The following is a 16,751-nucleotide window of genomic DNA, read 5'->3' on the forward strand; positions in this document are numbered from 1 at the left end:
GAAAAAGGAGGCTTACATAAGGATGAGAACGATCTTAATGTTGGGTGTAGCTATTGCATTCTTGACTGCAATTTTCACATCCGGCCGCGAAGATAAGCCAGGAGTATTCAAGAAGTAATCACGTATTTTACGAATGAAAAAAAGCCGTCCAGAAAGTCAATCAAAATTGACTTCTTGTGGCGGCCTTTTTCTTTTGGCTAGGAATAAGCAATGAATGCCAGAAATTGGGTACTTTAACAAACTAAAGGGGGTCTGATCCCACCAATCCGGGATAGCCCTGCTGACGCAGCGCCTCATACACAAGAATGGCTGCTGTGTTGGATAAATTCAGAGACCTTACATTTTCGGTCATCGGAATTCTCAAGCATCTGTCAAGATTATCCTTCAGCAGCTCCTTTGGCAGCCCTGTCGTTTCCCTGCCGAATATGAAATAATAATCTGTTTCAGGATCATCATATGCGAATGATGTATGCGGCTTCTTACCGTATTTCGTCAAAAAGAAATATTTACCTCCTTGGCTAGAGGCAAAAAAATCATTCAAAGAATCATGATAAACAATGTTAACATATTGCCAATAATCAAGCCCTGCTCTTTTCAGCATTTTATCATCCGTAGAAAAGCCGAGGGGACGGATAAGGTGAAGCCATGTATCCGTGGCTGCACAGGTCCTTGCAATATTCCCCGTATTGGCAGGGATTTCAGGTTGATATAATACTACATGTATGGCCAATTAGAGTCACCTCATTCATCAAAATACCGTGATATTATAACACCTTGATGAATGAAAAGGAACCGGTTTAACCCTATCTACGAACTATCGTCAACAATATGGAACATTTTATATTGGATGTTTGACGTGTAAGCAGAAGAATCTTCATATGCCCAGTACCTCATTCGGCTATTATACGTATGAGCGTTTACAAGCGGCATGCCGTAGGCATCTTTCCCAGTCACTACTGTATTATGGTCGAACCGCCCGTCCCCTTGGAAATCATAGCAAATAACATCTCCTAGTTGAAGCTCCTGAGGATCCTGAACTTCCCTTGCCTGCAGCCCAGCGGTTGAATGTTGCAGATATGTTTTCAGCGCATTTGCAACTGCCCAACTGAAGCTCCAATTTTTATTCCGGTACCACCATCCCTTGCTTCGATTGGGATAGCCTCTCATGGGAGCCCCTCCAGCATGAAGGCATTGTGAGACATAGTTTGTACAGTCCACGTCAAATTTCTGGTAAGCAGGATTGTATTCGTCCCACCATCTCTCAGCGTATTGAACGACCTTCAGGCGGTCATATGTGTATCTCTCCATCACCGGATTCTGATCTTCTTCGACTGTAACATCTTCTGTTGTTTTGATTGTAAAATCTACTGGAAGTTCCACATCTTCATGTAATCCCTTTTTTCCGAAAGATGCTTTTCTTCTTTCCAGCTCCTCTTCTACATATAAAAAATCCTCTTGCTTTATCAGATATTTTAGATGTACATGATAATAAAGTTGATGATACCCATCCTTCATTTCAGCCTTAGAGATTTTTCCAACTGCAAGAGTCTTCACGATATCCGCATTCCTTTTGGACATAACTTCCCTTTTGCGGATGACTTTTTCATCCTTTGCTTTTTTCTCCCCCACAAATTCACTTGCTTTTTTTTCCAGCATCTTCTGAAGCTGTTCTTTCACTTCATCCCTCCTCGCCGATATATATACATTCAGAGAGGCAATTATATGCGTAAAAACAAAAAGCAGAAGACGTCTTCTGCTTTTCCACATAGGAGGTTTATTTGTAAAAAACGTGCGGCTCCACCTTTTTCAGTGATAAATCTTGATAAAACATTGGTCACGAATTTCGGCTGCGGCTTTACTGCCTTTCGATCAGTCACTCTCATGGGTACCGCTATCAAAAAGCTTTTATTAAATGCGCCTTGGCGTATTTACGCCCAGATTTTATCGAGCTTAAGCTCGATAAATTTCCTCTGAAAATCTGTGGCATCCGCCGGAGGCTTTAACTTTATTCAACCGGGGTTTGAACCCCACTGAATGGAATACCAATATGCTTTCATCTCACCACTTACAGGAGTGGGAGACTTCTGCTGAATGAAGTTAAAAAAAGACGGACAACCTCATGTTGTCCGCATAAAACTCTATTCTAAAAGCTGAAGACCTTTATCAATTTCCTCTAAAACAAGAGAATCGCTTTCTCTGGCTTGTGCACGTATCAACGCTTCTTTAGCCTGCTCTCCTCCAATTTTTCCGAGTGACCAGGCGGCTGTTCCCCTGATTTCGGGCCTTACATCTTCATTTAGAACTTTGATCAAATCGCTAACGGCAGATCGCTCCTTAAAATGCCCCAAAGCTAAGATCGCATTGCGCTGAATCGGCTTTTTGCCCCTCCACGATCCCGAGACCTCTCCATATTTTTCCTTGAATTCACGATTTGATATGTCAAGGAGAGGCTGAAGCAGAGGTTTTGCAATCTGAGAATCAGGTTCCATGTCAGGATTCAGATGGAAATCAACCCCTTTATTCTTGGGACAGATAGTTTGGCATGTGTCGCATCCATATAGACGGTTTCCAATTTTATCACGGAATTCATCCGGAAGGACGCCTTTCGTCTGAGTAAGGAAAGCTATGCATCTTTGAGCATCAAGCTGTCCCGGCTGAACTAGCGCCCCCGTCGGACATGCATCAAGACATTTCGTACATTCGCCACATTGATCCTGCATCGGCTCATCCGGAGCAAAAGGAAGGTTTGTTATCATTTCACCAAGATATACATACGACCCAAATTCAGGAGTGATGATAGAGCAGTTTTTTCCACTCCAACCAATTCCTGCCCGTTCTGCCACAGCCCTGTCAACCAGCTCACCAGTGTCTACCATCAGCTTGAACCTGGCATGATCAGCTTTACTATCAATGAAAGAAGCCAATTGCTCAAGTTTTTCACGAACTAATACATGATAGTCCACTCCCCACGATGCTTTGCAGAAAATGCCTCTTCTTGCTCCACGTTCACCGCGTGGAGCATCTTTCATTTTTGAAGGATAGGCAAGGGCAATAGCGATAATGGAACGGGGCTCGTCAAAAATTAGCTCGGGATGTGTCCGCTCTTCAATGTTTTTATGTTCAAAACCTGATTGATACCCCAGTTCTTCCTGCCTAATTAGCCGATTCTTCATTTCAATGAAAGGATCACCACTTGTAAAACCGATTTTGTCAATTCCGATTTTCTTGCTGTACGCAATAACCTCATCCTTCAGAGCTTCATAATTCATAACAAAATCTGCCTCCTTTCCTTTAAAAATGAATGTTTCGTTTTTGATGACCGTTTTTTCGGGGTACCCGCTATTTCGGGTATCTTCCGGACGCTTTGATTACCACTTTCCTCGGTTTCTCACTTTTTTCGGGCATCATGGGCCGGATTTTCATCAAGATGAAGCTTGGCTCTTTCTTATTTGGAGGGCTGGTGGAATTTGTGACAATTCCATCTATACTATAGTGTAAAAACGATTTGGCTTAACTGTCATAACCACAACTATATGATAAACTAATTGAAACAGAAATTGGAGGTGAAAACGTTGGAAGTAACCATAGATCCACCACTATACGAAATCATCCCAGACCTGAAGATCGGCGTTATTCAATATGAGAATATTACAATTGCAGATTCGCCGCAAATGTTAAAAGGCAGGCTGCGACTTTTTCAGGAAAATGCCTATTTCGAGCTTGAAGATAAGAACGTAACCGACTATGAAGAGATCAGGGAGTGGAGGGCTATCTTCAAAAAGCTTGGCAAAGATCCCAACCGCTACAGACATTCAGCAGAAGCGCTTTATAGAAGAGTGAAAAAGCAAACCTTTCTTCCATCCTTGAACTCAGCAACAGACCTTAATAATTTCTTTTCGCTTGAATACAGAATTCCTTTGGGCATTTATGACAAAGATCAAATTCAAGGTGATGTCGAACTTCGAAAAGGTAGACCAGAAGAACAGTATGAGGGTTTGAACGGGAGAATAAACAATGCGGAGAACTTGCTTGTCTCAGCCGATGATGCCGGGCCATTCGGCAGCCCATTTGTGGATTCAACCAGGACAGCCGTGACAACAAACACAACAAATGCTCTTCAAATCGTCTATCTTTCACCGAAGATTAATTTACATAATGCGAGGAAACTTGTAGAATCACTTGCCTCCATGTTCACCCATATCAACGGCGGCGAAGCTCAAAACTATATCCTGACATCTAAATAATAGAAAAACGCAGTGCTTCGTCCTTCATTGGAACGAAACACTGCGTTAGTAAAAGGTTATGTATGGAGCAACATCTAGCTGCTCAAGCATACATTTCGTTGCATGCAAAATTTATTATACAAAACTCGACACATTCCGGCAACCATTGTCACAAACTGTTCATATTTTCCGGTATAAGACTGTGAATCACTTAATCAGCATTTCATAAGGGTTTTCCAACAGCCCTTTGATGGTTGTCAAAAATTCGCTTGCTGGAACTCCATCGGTTGCGCGATGATCGAAGGTCAAGCTCAACGGAAGCATCGACTGCCGTTTCAATTCCTCTCCTACAAATACAGGCGTATCCACTATTAAACCGACACCCAGTATCCCGACCTCCGGCGGATTTAAAATGGGGGTAAAAAACTCAACCCCTGACGCTCCAAGACTTGTGATCGTAAAAGTGGAGCCCTTCATCTCGGCACTCTCAAGCAACCCTTCCTTCGCCTTCTGGCTTACCTGTTTAATCTGATTGGAAATTTCCTCCATAGAATACTGTTCCGCTTGGTGAATGACAGGAACCACTAATCCACTTTCCAATGCCACTGCCATACCTAAATGAATAGAATCATAGAAATGAATCATATTATCTTCGAAGGTGCTGTTCATATTTTTATGTTTTTGAAGGGCAAGCACAACAGCCCGGGCAATAAAATCAGTCACTGTCAATTGAGTGCTTTCCCGTCCATTATTAATCTTTTTACGCAATGCGAGCATTTCCGTCACATCCGCACGCATATGGATTGTCAACTGGGCACTTTGTTGAATACTGGATATCATTCTTTCAGCGATTACTTTCCTCATTCCTGTAACCTGCTTGGTCGTCACAGCCTCACTTTGTTTCACTTCAGCGGATTTTGTTTCGATAGATACTTTCTCTTGTTTTCGAGTTGCTTTTTCGATATCCTCTTTAGTCACTCTTCCTTGCGGTCCCGTTCCCTTGACAGTGTTCACATCAATCCCCGCTGCTTTTGCCAGTTTTTTAGCTGCTGGTGAAACCCTTACTTTAAGCTGCATGTTAATTGGCGGACGCTCAGCAGTCATTTCCGCAGCAATAGCCGTCTCCTTGACAGTGGTAATTGGTTGTTTTTCACTTATTGAAGTTGAGTTGATCTGTTCGTCCGACTCACCAATATAAGCAATCGCTTCCCCCACCGAGATCGTTTCATCTTCTTCTGCTGCAACTTTTAAAAGTACCCCGCTATCCGGGGCTTCTATGTCTTTTTCAATTTTATCCGAACTGATGACAACGATGCTTTCCCCTTTTTCCACCTTGTCACCTTTCTTTTTAAGCCATTCAACAACAGTTCCTTCATTCATACCCATTCCAAGCTTTGGCATGATGATTTTTACAGCCATATTCCGCCCTCCTCTTATTTATATAGAAAGAGGCGCGCTGTTTTCCCAATAACACAGCACGCACTGCTTTAAGATTCATTTGCAAGCTTCTACGGACTGATTTTTCAACTATTGGACTGCAACTGTTTCGTCACCGATCATCTCAGCTACAACTTGCAAAACCTTTTCTGCAGATGGTAAGTATAGGTCTTCCAACACTGGTGAAAACGGTACAGGGCTATGAGGAGCCGTAATCATTTTGATCGGGGCATCCAAATAATCGAACCCTTTATCCGCCACAAGCGCGGAAATATCTGTTGCAGCGTTACACCTTGGATTTGCTTCGTCAATAATGATCAAACGGTTTGTTTTGGCTACCGAGTTTAAAATCGTTTCTTCATCAAGTGGTGACAAGCTTCGCGGATCAACCACTTCAGTTTCAATTCCTCTTTCCGCAAGCTTCTCCGCCGCTTCCAATGCCGTATGAACCTGTTTTCCAATGGCGACAATTGTGAGGTCTTCCCCTTCACGTTTAATATCAGCTTTTCCAAGCGGGATGGTGAAGAAGTCCTCTTCCACTTCCCCCTTCATATTGTAGAGTGTTTTGTCTTCAAAGAAGATGACAGGATCATCATCGAAAACGGAGGCCAGCAACAGTCCCTTGGCATCTCTTGGAGTTGATGGGACGACCACCTTTAATCCTGGTATATGAGTGAAAAGAGCATAAAGGCTTTGTGAATGTTGGGCCGCCGCTCTAAACCCGGCTCCATGCATCGTCCGGATCGTCAGAGGGACCTTTGCTTTTCCTCCAAACATATAGCGCAGCTTAGCTCCCTGGTTCATCACTTCATCCAAGCAGCTTCCAATAAAATCATTGAACATCAATTCTGCGATTGGACGAAGCCCTGTGGCTGCAGCCGTTACAGAGGCACCGACATATCCTGCCTCAGCAATAGGTGTATCCAATACCCTGTTTCTTCCAAATTCGGTCACAAGGTCCTTCGTGACACCCATGACCCCACCCCATGCATCTTCATCCTGTAAATGGTCAACATCCGCGCCGCCTGCTACATCTTCTCCCATCAAAATAACTGTTTCATCCCGTCTCATTGCCAGCTTCATCGCTTCATTAATCGCTTCAGAGTATGAAATCATTCTTGTCATCTTTATCGGCCTCCATCATTTTTAATAAGAAACATAAACATCTTTTAGTAGATCTTCTTTTGACGGAAAAGGGCTCTCTTCAGAAAATTTAACTGCTGTTTCCATAGCTTCTTTCACTTGAATGTCAATATTGTCCAATTCATTTTTGCTGATCAGCTGGTTTGCTTGAACATACTCACGGAACATGGCAATGGCATCCAACTCATTTAAATGCTTCTCCTTGTCCTCAGCAGCTTTATATGTCTGGGCATCCCCTTCAAAGTGACCATAGTTCCGATAAGTGACACACTCAATTAATGTAGGTCCTTCTCCATTCCTGGCACGTTTAACTGCACGCTCCGCAGCTGCAAAAACAGCCATTATATCCTTTCCATCCACTTTTTCTCCCGGAATATTATAAGCAGCAGCTCTATCTACAATGTTTGTACAACTGGAGGCATAATGAAAAGGTGTCGCTTCTGCATAGCCGTTATTTTCCGCAACAAAAATAACAGGCAGTTTCCAAATGGCAGCCATGTTGATCCCTTCATGAAAAGTCCCGTGGTTATTGGCCCCATCTCCAAAAAAGCAGACAGCCACTGCATCAGTGTTTAGCGTCTTTGCCGTTAAGGCAGCACCGACAGCCAATGGAAAACCGCCACCGACAATCCCATTTGCTCCAAGCATTCCTTTTTCCACATCCGCAATATGCATGGACCCGCCTTTTCCTTTACATAAGCCGGTTACTTTTCCATAAATTTCAGCCATCATCCCATCCAGGTCACATCCCTTAGCGATGCAGTGTCCATGTCCCCTATGGGTGCTCGTGATGCTGTCCTTATCATTCAGGTGGGCACATACTCCGACTGCCACAGCTTCCTGCCCCGCATATAAATGGACAAATCCCGGAAGTACACCCGTTTGAAAAATATCGTGGACTTTGTCTTCAAACTGGCGAATCTCACACATTTTTTCATACATCCACTTAGCTTTTTGCTCTGTTAAACTGACTGTTGCTGAAAGCGTCATTTCCTCTCCTCCTATCATTTTATATATTTCAATTATTGCAAATTTTATACCAACTGTTGTTGTTTTAAAAAAAGGCGATAACGCTAAGCTGAATGGAAAAAATCAGATACCTGATGGTATCCGATTTTCATAGAAAATGAGACGATATGACACATCGTTTCATTTTGTCTCACTTATTCTCATGATTACAAATTGAATTTCTTTATCTTTCGATAAAGAGTGCTTCTCGAAATGCTCAGCCTTTCTGCAGCTTTTGTAACATTTCCTTCAGTAGCGAGTAAAGCATTCATCATTTTCTCTTTTTCAATGTGCTCCCTATATGTCAACGGCTCCGAATGACTGATAGGCTTGATGGCAGGGTGAAGGAGCTTTTTTATATCCGTTACTGTTGGAAGACCAGGTTCACATTCAAGCCGCAGACGGTCAAGAAAATTTTGCAGCTCTCGTATGTTCCCTGGCCATTCGTAGGTTTGCAGACACTCCAGCAAATCATGTGGAAAAGTCACCGCCCAATTATTTGTGCGACAATAGTGCTCAATGAAATACTGGATGTCTTCAACCCTGGCACGCAGAGGAGGCAAGTAAATGGGATAGACAAATATCCTATAAAAGAAATCCTCTCTCACGTCTCCCTTTCTAGCCAATTCAGCCAAATCGCAGTGAGTAGCTGTAATAATTCTTACATCAACAGGTATCGCTTTCGTACCACCAACAGGCACAACCTTTTTCTCCTCCAGGACTCTTAGCAGCGCTACCTGCATCTCCTGGGTTATTTCGGCGACCTCATCCAAAAATAATGTTCCGCCATTTGCCTGCTGAAACTTTCCCTTATGCCCCTCACGTTTTGCTCCAGTGAAAGCCCCGCCGACATATCCAAACAATTCGCTGGCAATCAATTCTTTTGGAAGAGTACCGCAATTTACTGCTATAAAAGGAGCGTGTTTTCTTGTACTGTTCAGGTGGATGGAACGGGCCATGATCTCTTTCCCTGTTCCTGTCTCTCCATTTATGTGGACGGTGATATTGGAGTTGGCAGCTCTTCTGGCCTGGAGCAGGACCGACCGGAATTTTTCACTTTCACCGCAAACGCCGCCAAATGTAAATTCCGGCTTCACGAGAAGCTTTTTTCCTTCCTCCATTGGCGCTTTTTTCAATGTTATTTTATATCCAATCAGATCATATTGGATCTGTGAGTAGACAGGCTGTTTTTGACACACGATATAGCCCTTATTTAAGAATTCAGATAAATATGCCGTAGCTTGATTAGTAGAACGTTCTTTTTTTATCTGAGAGCTTGACCAAATGATTTTTTCTTTCTCATTGCAAATAAGTGAAAGGGCATCTTGAGATTCTGTGAAGAAGACATTTTGCATCAATTCGAGTTCTTTATCTTTTGCCATGTTCATTAGCTTCTGCTCAATGGCATAAGCTGCGGATACGACAGCTGGCAGCATTCGTTCATGGACACCATATTCCAGTGGGTATGAAATGTTTAATACCCCTTCAACACATCTATCTACACCAAGGATTGGCGAAGATGCGCACCCCCATGAATGGGAAGCGACTGCATAATGCTCTGCTCCGATGACGGTGATCGGCTCCCTTGTCCGGAGTGCGGTTCCTACAGCATTCGTTCCCACCTCTTTTTCCGTCCACTTCGCCCCCTCAATAAAATTGATGGCACCTGCCTTCTCCAATGCCAATTGGTCACCATCCATATAAAGCACATATCCTTCGGAATCAACAAGCAAGAACAAGGACTTTGTCTGAGCAAAAATTTTTTGCAGATTCTTAATTAATGGAAGAGCAGCGTACAACAAATCATTTCGATCATTCTTGCGCTGGACAAATTGTTTTTGTTGGAGTATCTTTTCACCTTTGCCATTGTACGGATTAACCCCGTCCTTACGGCAAATATACCAAGACTCAGAAATTCTTTTATTAATCCTGCTTTCATCCAAAACACCTTCCCGTACAAACCGGCTCCAAACAGAATTTTTCAAAGGATCCTGCACCTCCAGCACTCTCGCACCCCGCCTTTCTAGATTTATCTATTAAAAATGATTTCGCTATAAATAGCGAAATTCCTGTCACCCTAAAAAAAACGGTTGAAAGGTCTTCATCATATAAGTCTCTCAACAAAACAATCCTATCACGTCCATACAATTCACCGTTGACATTTTCACGAGTGATATGGATGATAGAGTATGGTATAAAAAAATAGAAATGAGGTTAAGTCATGGTGACTAATGCTGTTATAATCAGTGTCATAGTTATGGTTGCATTAAGTCTTCTTCGTGTGAACGTCTTATTTGCAATCCTCATCGCCTCCCTGACTGCCGGTCTTGTATCAGGATTGAATTTCTCTGACTCTGTGAATCTGATGATTTCAGGGATGGGTGGCCAGGCCAATACAGCGCTCAGCTATATTTTGCTGGGGATTTTTGCTGTTATGATCGGTCTTTCAGGCATTACGACACTGTTGGTCAATCAAATGCTTAAAGTCTTTAGCGGTAAAAAAACGATACTTGTGCTGACCATTGCAGGGATTGCCTGTTTGTCCCAAAATGCGGTTCCTGTCCATATCGCATTTATTCCTATTTTAATCCCACCGCTTCTTGGTTTATTTGATCGGCTCAAACTAGATAGAAGAGCCGTCGCTGCCGCATTAACCTTCGGTTTAAAGGCTCCATACATCATGATTCCTGCCGGGTTTGGATTGATTTTCCATGGAATCATCCGCGATGAAATGATTTCCAACGGTATGAAGATTTCAATGAATGATGTAAGCTTATCCATGCTGATTCCGGGATTAGGCATGATTGTTGGCCTATTGATTGCCATTTTTATTTCTTACAGAAAAGATCGTGTCTCCAAACCAGCCATGCAGACGTCTCCCGCGGAACTCGACAAGGCTGAAGGCATTACGGACAAACCAACTTCAGCTTCTTGGAGCATGGGGCATACCTTTACCATACTTGCTATCATTGCTGCGTTAGTTGTTCAAGTAGTTTCTAAATCTCTCGTCCTCGGTGCATTGACAGGTATCATTATTCTATTCATCACGAGAGTCGTTAAATTCCATGATGGAGATAAAGTTGTCCAGGAAGGGATCGGCATGATGGGAATGATCGCGTTCGTTATGCTCGTAGCTTCAGGCTATGCGAAAGTATTGAAAGAAACAGGTTCTGTTACTGAACTTGTGGAGAAAACGACCGGCATCGTAGGAGATTCTCCAATGTTGCTTGCCTTTTTCATGCTGCTCGTAGGGTTAGTCATTACAATGGGAATTGGTTCATCCTTCGGCACAATTCCAATTTTAGCTGCCCTTTATGTTCCCCTCTGTGCAGCAGCTGGTCTTTCCCCGCTTGCAACAGCTGCCTTGATCGGAACCGCCGGAGCACTCGGTGATGCTGGTTCCCCTGCCTCTGACAGTACACTCGGGCCAACTGCAGGCTTGAATGCCGACGGGCGCCACCATCACATTTGGGAGACTTGCGTACCTACATTCCTTCATTATAATATTCCGCTTTTCATATTCGGAATGATTGCAGCTTTCGTTTTATAAGTTACTGGCCGCCAGACAAACTGGTGGCTATTTTCTTTTTTAAAAACCGAAAAAAACTTATTGACTTTTCCCTCCGTGTATTGTTATATTAAGGAGCTGTGTTTTTATTAGAACAAGAAAAGAGGGGATTATGGTGCAGCCTGATCAAAAAAGAAAATTGTTTATTTTGATGATCAACATGTTTATTGCTATTGGGAGTTTCGGGATCATCATTCCGATTCTGCCTGCCTATTTAGTGTCCATCGGCCAGGGCGGAACGGCTGCCGGTTTGATGATTGCGATTTTTGCAGGCGCGCAATTTATCATGTCCCCGATTGCCGGTAAATGGACGGACCAATACGGAAGGAGAAAGATGATCATTTATGGATTGAGCGGATTGGCACTTTCCATGTTCATCTTTTATTTTTCCAATTCAGTTGGCATTTTGTACCTTTCGCGCGTTATCGGAGGAATTGGTGCTGCCCTGTTGATTCCGGCTATATTTGCTTATGTAGCTGATATCACCACTATCGAGCAGCGTGCAAAAGGAAATAGTTATATTTCTGCTGCGATGTCACTCGGGATTGTGGTTGGTCCTGGTGTCGGAGGCTTTTTAGCAGACTACGGGCTGAAAATGCCACTTCTTGTATCAGCGATTGTGGGAGTGGTAGCTACTGTTTTTTCTATTATTGTCCTCAAAGAGAGTAAAGAGGTAAGTGTTCAGGGCGAAAGTAACGTGGCGGATCCCATGGTAAAAAAACTTGTGCAGTCAGTTCACAAGCCCTATTTTATTCCGCTCATCATCGTACTGGTTATGAGCTTCGGTCTGATGGCTTACGAATCGATTATCGGTCTTTATCTCGATAATGCCTTTAAAGCCACGCCACAGAAAATAGCGTTCATGGTAACTGTCTCGGGTATTATCAGTGTCATCGTCCAGCTTTTTGTGGTCAATCGCCTTGTTTCCCTTTTGGGCGAGGGTAAAGTGATGAATATCTTCTTGGCGGTTTCAGCTGTCGGATTTTTATTTTCAATCTTTGCATCAAGCTATGTTTTCTTTTTCGTTGTTACACTGATCATTTTCATGGCAACGTCCATTTTAAGGCCTGTCCTGAATACGCTGATTTCGAAATTAGCTGGGAATGAGCAAGGCTTCGCGATGGGAATGAACAATGCCTATATGAGTATCGGGAATGTCCTCGGACCGCTCATTGCAGGGATGATTTTTGATATCCATATGATCTATCCGTTTTTACTCGGTTTAATTGTCCTTGGTGTGACATTGCTTGTCTCGGCGATATGGCAAAGAAGATTAAAATTGTCGAAAAAAGCAGCTCCAGCATTAAAATAGACTTTCAAGCTGAATCGGCAGAGATTAAGATTCTCTAGTCGATTCAGCTTTTTTTATAAGTTGTCTCCTTTTTGACTCAAAGCTTAAAAAAGAGCATTTGTGCGATACAGTCTTTTAGCTTTATTGTTTGACTCCCCTTCTTCACTAATATCCCCTGCTCTTTTTCTGCCTTTTTCATCCCAGATAACAAGTGATGTTTTTTACCATTCGTTCCTTATGGCTACCTATTATTAAAAATCCCCTGAAATATATGATTTTTTTATAATAAGTTATTGAAAAAATAGGTAGGGAAGTGAGAAATAACAATGCAGTATCTTGTCGATGATTATTCTAGGCCATTCAGATCTCTCACTAAGAACTTGAACTTGTCTATACATACAAATTATAATAAGCATATTATAATTTTCCAAGAAAAGGTAGGGGGACTAAAATGAATTACTATGACTTACACAGCATAGAAAGCGCCATTCCCGGGTACTGGTATCGAACTCCTGAAAAAGGATGGTTTGTTAATACCGTTACAATTTCAGAAGGACAAGTAAATGTAGAGAAGAATAAAAATATATTGTTCATTGCTATAGATTCTGAAACTTGGCACAAAGGGTCTAAAAACACCTCTATTTATGCAGGTTGGGAAGATACTCATCTTACTGTTAAACGTTTTGCAAAAAATATACAAGGCATTATTGTTCAACGCCACATACCTGAATTAGATGAAAGCATTCCTCAATATATTACTCCAAATTCTTATGATGCAATAAAGTTACTAGCAAACTATTCCTTTCAAAGATTTAAAGGACAAATGATTGCGGTTACAGGAACTGCTGGCAAATCTACATCGAAGAACCTCTTGGAGTTTCTACTTTCTAAAAATGCAGAAGTGATAGCGACGAGAGGAAATCATAATACAAGAACAGGTGTACCATTGACGATTTCATGTGCCATCACTCAACCAGATTATTTAGTTGTGGAAAGCGCAATTTCGGGGCTTTGGACAATTCCGAACGGTATTATGAAAGATTATCCCCCATCAATTGCTATGATTACATCTATTGACGGCGGGCAAAATAAGAATGCTTTTGAAACAGCAGTGATTAAATCAAAAATTGCAGAAGGCATGAATCATCAGGGAACAGTCATCTTAAACCGTGATATGAATGAATATGAAACAGTATACGAACAAGTAGAAAAATATAATTCTAATATTATTACATATGGATTTCATGCAGATGCAGACAGTTCAATCATTGACTACCAAGAATTAAAAGTTGGTTCCTTTGTTACGGCATCCATTTTAGGGGAAATAGTCACATTTAAAACAAATTTAAATGGTGAAGGCATGATCCAAAACATTGTTGGAGTTTTAACTGTCACCAAAACCATGAATATCCCCTTATCTTTAGTTATAGATTTTATCGTTGAATATAGTCCTGGTAAAGGTGTACATAGTTTTGAGCAACATCAAAAGTATGATAAAGCAAATTTCACAATTTTGGATGATGGCTGGAATGCTACTGGTATTGCCATGATTGAAGCTATTAAACTCTTTAGTAGAAAAGCAAAGTATTATAAAGGGAAGAAAATTGCGATACTTGGGAGAATAGAAAATCTTGGTTCAGAAGAAGCTGTGCGCCAACACGAAGCTTTAGTCCAGCCTTTAATAGACTCCAATATTGATCTTGTTTTTGCACATGGTCCAGAAATGAAACATGCATTGAGACTATTGCCTGAACCACTGATAGGTGGATATTTTGAAAAAAGTAAGGAACTAGCACAACATGTTTCAAATATCATTGAAGATGACGATTTTATCCTGATAAAAGGTTCACCTCGCTCAAGTGATTTTAAATTTGTAAAAAAACATTTATTGAATTTTTCCGGCGTAGATAGAACAAGTAAATGGTATTCCCACCACCACCCGTTTGCAACAGGAGGCGGAGCAGCTACGTTTGATCTTTCCACTCATTGCAAAGTAGGCTCTGCTGGAAATCAGCAGGTCATACAGAATCAGGGATTGGGAGGTGTACTGTTACTTAACTATGTATTGGATAATATTTTTTCAGCAAAATTGAAGCTATCTGACCGGTACTTGCCAGGTAAGCAGGAAATCAAAGAAAATCAAGCACTAAACGCAATAAAGCTTGTGAAGGATCAAGAGGTCAGCCTGGACAACCTGCTTTCTGCCGCTGTCGTTAATCACTCCCCAAATGCGTTATTAATGATAGCAAATCAAGTGGTAGGCTCCAATAGGAAGACGATGTTAATGCTGGAAGAAATCGCAAAAGAGATTGGACTAAACGACAAAGCGATTTTAAATATTACAGGTCGAAGAATTAGCAATAAACAACAGAAAATAACACTAGATGATTTACATACTGTAGGGAAATTACTATTTAATAAATATCCTTTTATCCTTGACTTGATTTCACAAAAGGTATTTACCTTCAAGGAAGACACATACAAAGTAAATTCAAATCTATATCATTATGGTTTGATTACTCATGGGTTGTTTTTTGGTTATTTAGACTCTTTAGCTATAGTGCTCTCTCAATTTGATGGTCATAAATATATCACCGTAGTGGCAGGGGCAAACGATACTTTCCATCGAGATCAACTCATCATCGATTCTCTTCATTCAATAAATCAAGCAAAACTTAACGATCAATTGATGATTCATGAAGAAAATGTAACGGATACATATACCATAAATATCTTGGGAGATACTTATTTTGGAGAATTTTATTCCGATAAAAGGAAGAGAAACAATCGTACAGACGCTCTAACTACGAAAGGAAGATCATATTCTTTTGATAAATTAAGACCGTTTATTTCCACCGGTGATTTTAATATATTTAATTTTGAAGCAGCGTTATCTCATCATAAAGATCATTACTTGAAGAAAAGAAAACCATTTGTTTTATACAGTGACCCGCAGAACACAGTTGAGCCATTGAAAGAGGAAGGGTTTCATTTAGCTACATTAGCAAATAATCATCTAATGGACTGTGGAGTCGAAGGTTTAGAGCAGACTATTCGCACATTTGAGCAAGCAAAAATAGATGTTATTGGAGCAGGATTTAATCAAACGGATGCTGAAAAACCAATTATTAAAGTTATAAATAAAACTCGTATTGCTATTTTCAATGCTTATTGGTACAGAAATCCAATGTATCGTGAGTTTGATTTTTATGCAATTGGAGATCAGCCTGGTGTAGCCTGCTTAAGTGGGCATATATTAGAGCAAGTTAAAAAAGAAAAATCAGCCTATCCAAATGGAAAGGTTTTGGTGATTGCACATTGGGGCGTCGATTTTAAAACTGTACATCCCAAGCAAAGAGAGTATGCACATTCCTTAGTAAATGCTGGAGCAGATATCATTATCGGACATGGTGCACATATGATTCAAGAAATCGAACAAATAGATTCAAGTATCATTGCGTATAGTATTGGAAATGGTGTTTTTAATAGTGATGGAGAATATGGCCGTAGATTTGTTGCGCCTTATAGTATGATTGCACAAATACAGTTAGATCAAAGTGAAATGGAATTACGCCTTTACCCCATTTACTCCAATAATTTAGAAACATTTTGGCAGCCGCGATTTGTCACAGAAAGTGAATTTCAACATTGTACATATATGTTAAAATCTTTCGGCACAACCGATTTGATTCCAGCAAAAGATCTGGATCATTATTATTACTCTTTTACTATTCTTTAAAAAGAGTTCTTGATGCAGCGTCGGACTTGGTCATATTCTGCGCTGATCACGATAGCAACCGTACACTGTTTCTTAATCTTTCAACACAAGCTCAGGCACAGGAAATACATAACGTTTTCCTGTGCCTGAGCTGTTTTAGAATTAATCTTAACTTGCCTCTAATAGTATAAGGCATTCACTTTGCCGCACTTTTTGCAGGTTTCGTAATACTCATTCCCATCATATTGATGATGACAGGATTGCTGGATCTTTTTTACCCGGATATTCAGATTTTTGATGCGCAGTTCCAACTGTTGGATTTCTTCTTTCATTTTTTGTACGCTCATCATGCACCTCCGAGAG

Annotated in this window: 12 protein-coding genes; 4 read left to right on the forward strand and 8 right to left on the reverse strand. The window is 41.2% G+C overall.

What is annotated here, in order from left to right; genetic code table 11:
• Window positions 1-241: 241 nt before the first annotated feature.
• The 3 genes from trmL to queG form a co-directional block, all read right to left on the reverse strand.
• Entirely contained in the window at window positions 242-730 is a 489-nt protein-coding gene (gene trmL, locus D5F11_RS13685; RefSeq protein WP_120116789.1) for a tRNA (uridine(34)/cytosine(34)/5-carboxymethylaminomethyluridine(34)-2'-O)-methyltransferase TrmL, read from the reverse strand.
• Window positions 731-807: 77 nt separating this feature from the next.
• Entirely contained in the window at window positions 808-1,677 is an 870-nt protein-coding gene (locus tag D5F11_RS13690) for an amidase domain-containing protein (RefSeq protein WP_120116788.1), read from the reverse strand.
• Between the two features lie 461 nt (window positions 1,678-2,138).
• On the reverse strand, window positions 2,139-3,269 hold the full coding sequence (queG, locus tag D5F11_RS13695; protein WP_120116786.1) for a tRNA epoxyqueuosine(34) reductase QueG: 1,131 nt from the start codon (window positions 3,267-3,269) through the stop codon (window positions 2,139-2,141).
• 303 nt (window positions 3,270-3,572) lie between these two features.
• Between queG and D5F11_RS13700 the strand changes: the two genes are divergently transcribed.
• The gene (locus tag D5F11_RS13700) at window positions 3,573-4,244 is read left to right on the forward strand and encodes a B3/B4 domain-containing protein (RefSeq protein ID WP_120116785.1); all 672 of its coding nucleotides are present in this window, start codon (window positions 3,573-3,575) and stop codon (window positions 4,242-4,244) included.
• A gap of 186 nt (window positions 4,245-4,430) precedes the next feature.
• Here the strand turns inward: D5F11_RS13700 and D5F11_RS13705 are convergent, their stop codons facing one another.
• The 4 genes from D5F11_RS13705 to D5F11_RS13720 form a co-directional block, all read right to left on the reverse strand.
• The gene (locus D5F11_RS13705) at window positions 4,431-5,642 is read right to left on the reverse strand and encodes a dihydrolipoamide acetyltransferase family protein (RefSeq protein WP_120116784.1); all 1,212 of its coding nucleotides are present in this window, start codon (window positions 5,640-5,642) and stop codon (window positions 4,431-4,433) included.
• 108 nt (window positions 5,643-5,750) lie between these two features.
• Window positions 5,751-6,785 (reverse strand): alpha-ketoacid dehydrogenase subunit beta, encoded by a 1,035-nt coding sequence (locus D5F11_RS13710; protein WP_120116783.1) that lies wholly within the window; start codon window positions 6,783-6,785, stop codon window positions 5,751-5,753.
• Between the two features lie 21 nt (window positions 6,786-6,806).
• A complete protein-coding gene (locus D5F11_RS13715; RefSeq protein WP_120116782.1) occupies window positions 6,807-7,793 on the reverse strand; it encodes a thiamine pyrophosphate-dependent dehydrogenase E1 component subunit alpha in 987 nt (328 codons plus the stop codon).
• 185 nt (window positions 7,794-7,978) lie between these two features.
• Window positions 7,979-9,796 (reverse strand): sigma-54-dependent Fis family transcriptional regulator, encoded by a 1,818-nt coding sequence (locus D5F11_RS13720; RefSeq protein ID WP_245998213.1) that lies wholly within the window; start codon window positions 9,794-9,796, stop codon window positions 7,979-7,981.
• 236 nt (window positions 9,797-10,032) lie between these two features.
• Between D5F11_RS13720 and D5F11_RS13725 the strand changes: the two genes are divergently transcribed.
• The 3 genes from D5F11_RS13725 (at window position 10,033) to D5F11_RS13735 (ending at window position 16,409) form a co-directional block, all read left to right on the forward strand.
• Entirely contained in the window at window positions 10,033-11,361 is a 1,329-nt protein-coding gene (locus tag D5F11_RS13725) for a Na+/H+ antiporter family protein (RefSeq protein ID WP_120116781.1), read from the forward strand.
• A 133-nt stretch (window positions 11,362-11,494) separates the two neighbouring features.
• Window positions 11,495-12,691 (forward strand): MFS transporter, encoded by a 1,197-nt coding sequence (locus D5F11_RS13730; RefSeq protein ID WP_120116854.1) that lies wholly within the window; start codon window positions 11,495-11,497, stop codon window positions 12,689-12,691.
• Window positions 12,692-13,121: 430 nt separating this feature from the next.
• Entirely contained in the window at window positions 13,122-16,409 is a 3,288-nt protein-coding gene (locus tag D5F11_RS13735) for a CapA family protein (protein WP_120116780.1), read from the forward strand.
• Between the two features lie 158 nt (window positions 16,410-16,567).
• On the opposite strand, the gene D5F11_RS13740 is transcribed toward D5F11_RS13735, so the two are convergent.
• Window positions 16,568-16,735 (reverse strand): serine protease, encoded by a 168-nt coding sequence (locus D5F11_RS13740; protein ID WP_120116779.1) that lies wholly within the window; start codon window positions 16,733-16,735, stop codon window positions 16,568-16,570.
• Window positions 16,736-16,751: the final 16 nt, after the last annotated feature.

It is taken from the genome of Siminovitchia terrae, assembly GCF_003605405.2.
GTDB lineage: Bacteria > Bacillota > Bacilli > Bacillales > Bacillaceae_C > Siminovitchia > Siminovitchia terrae.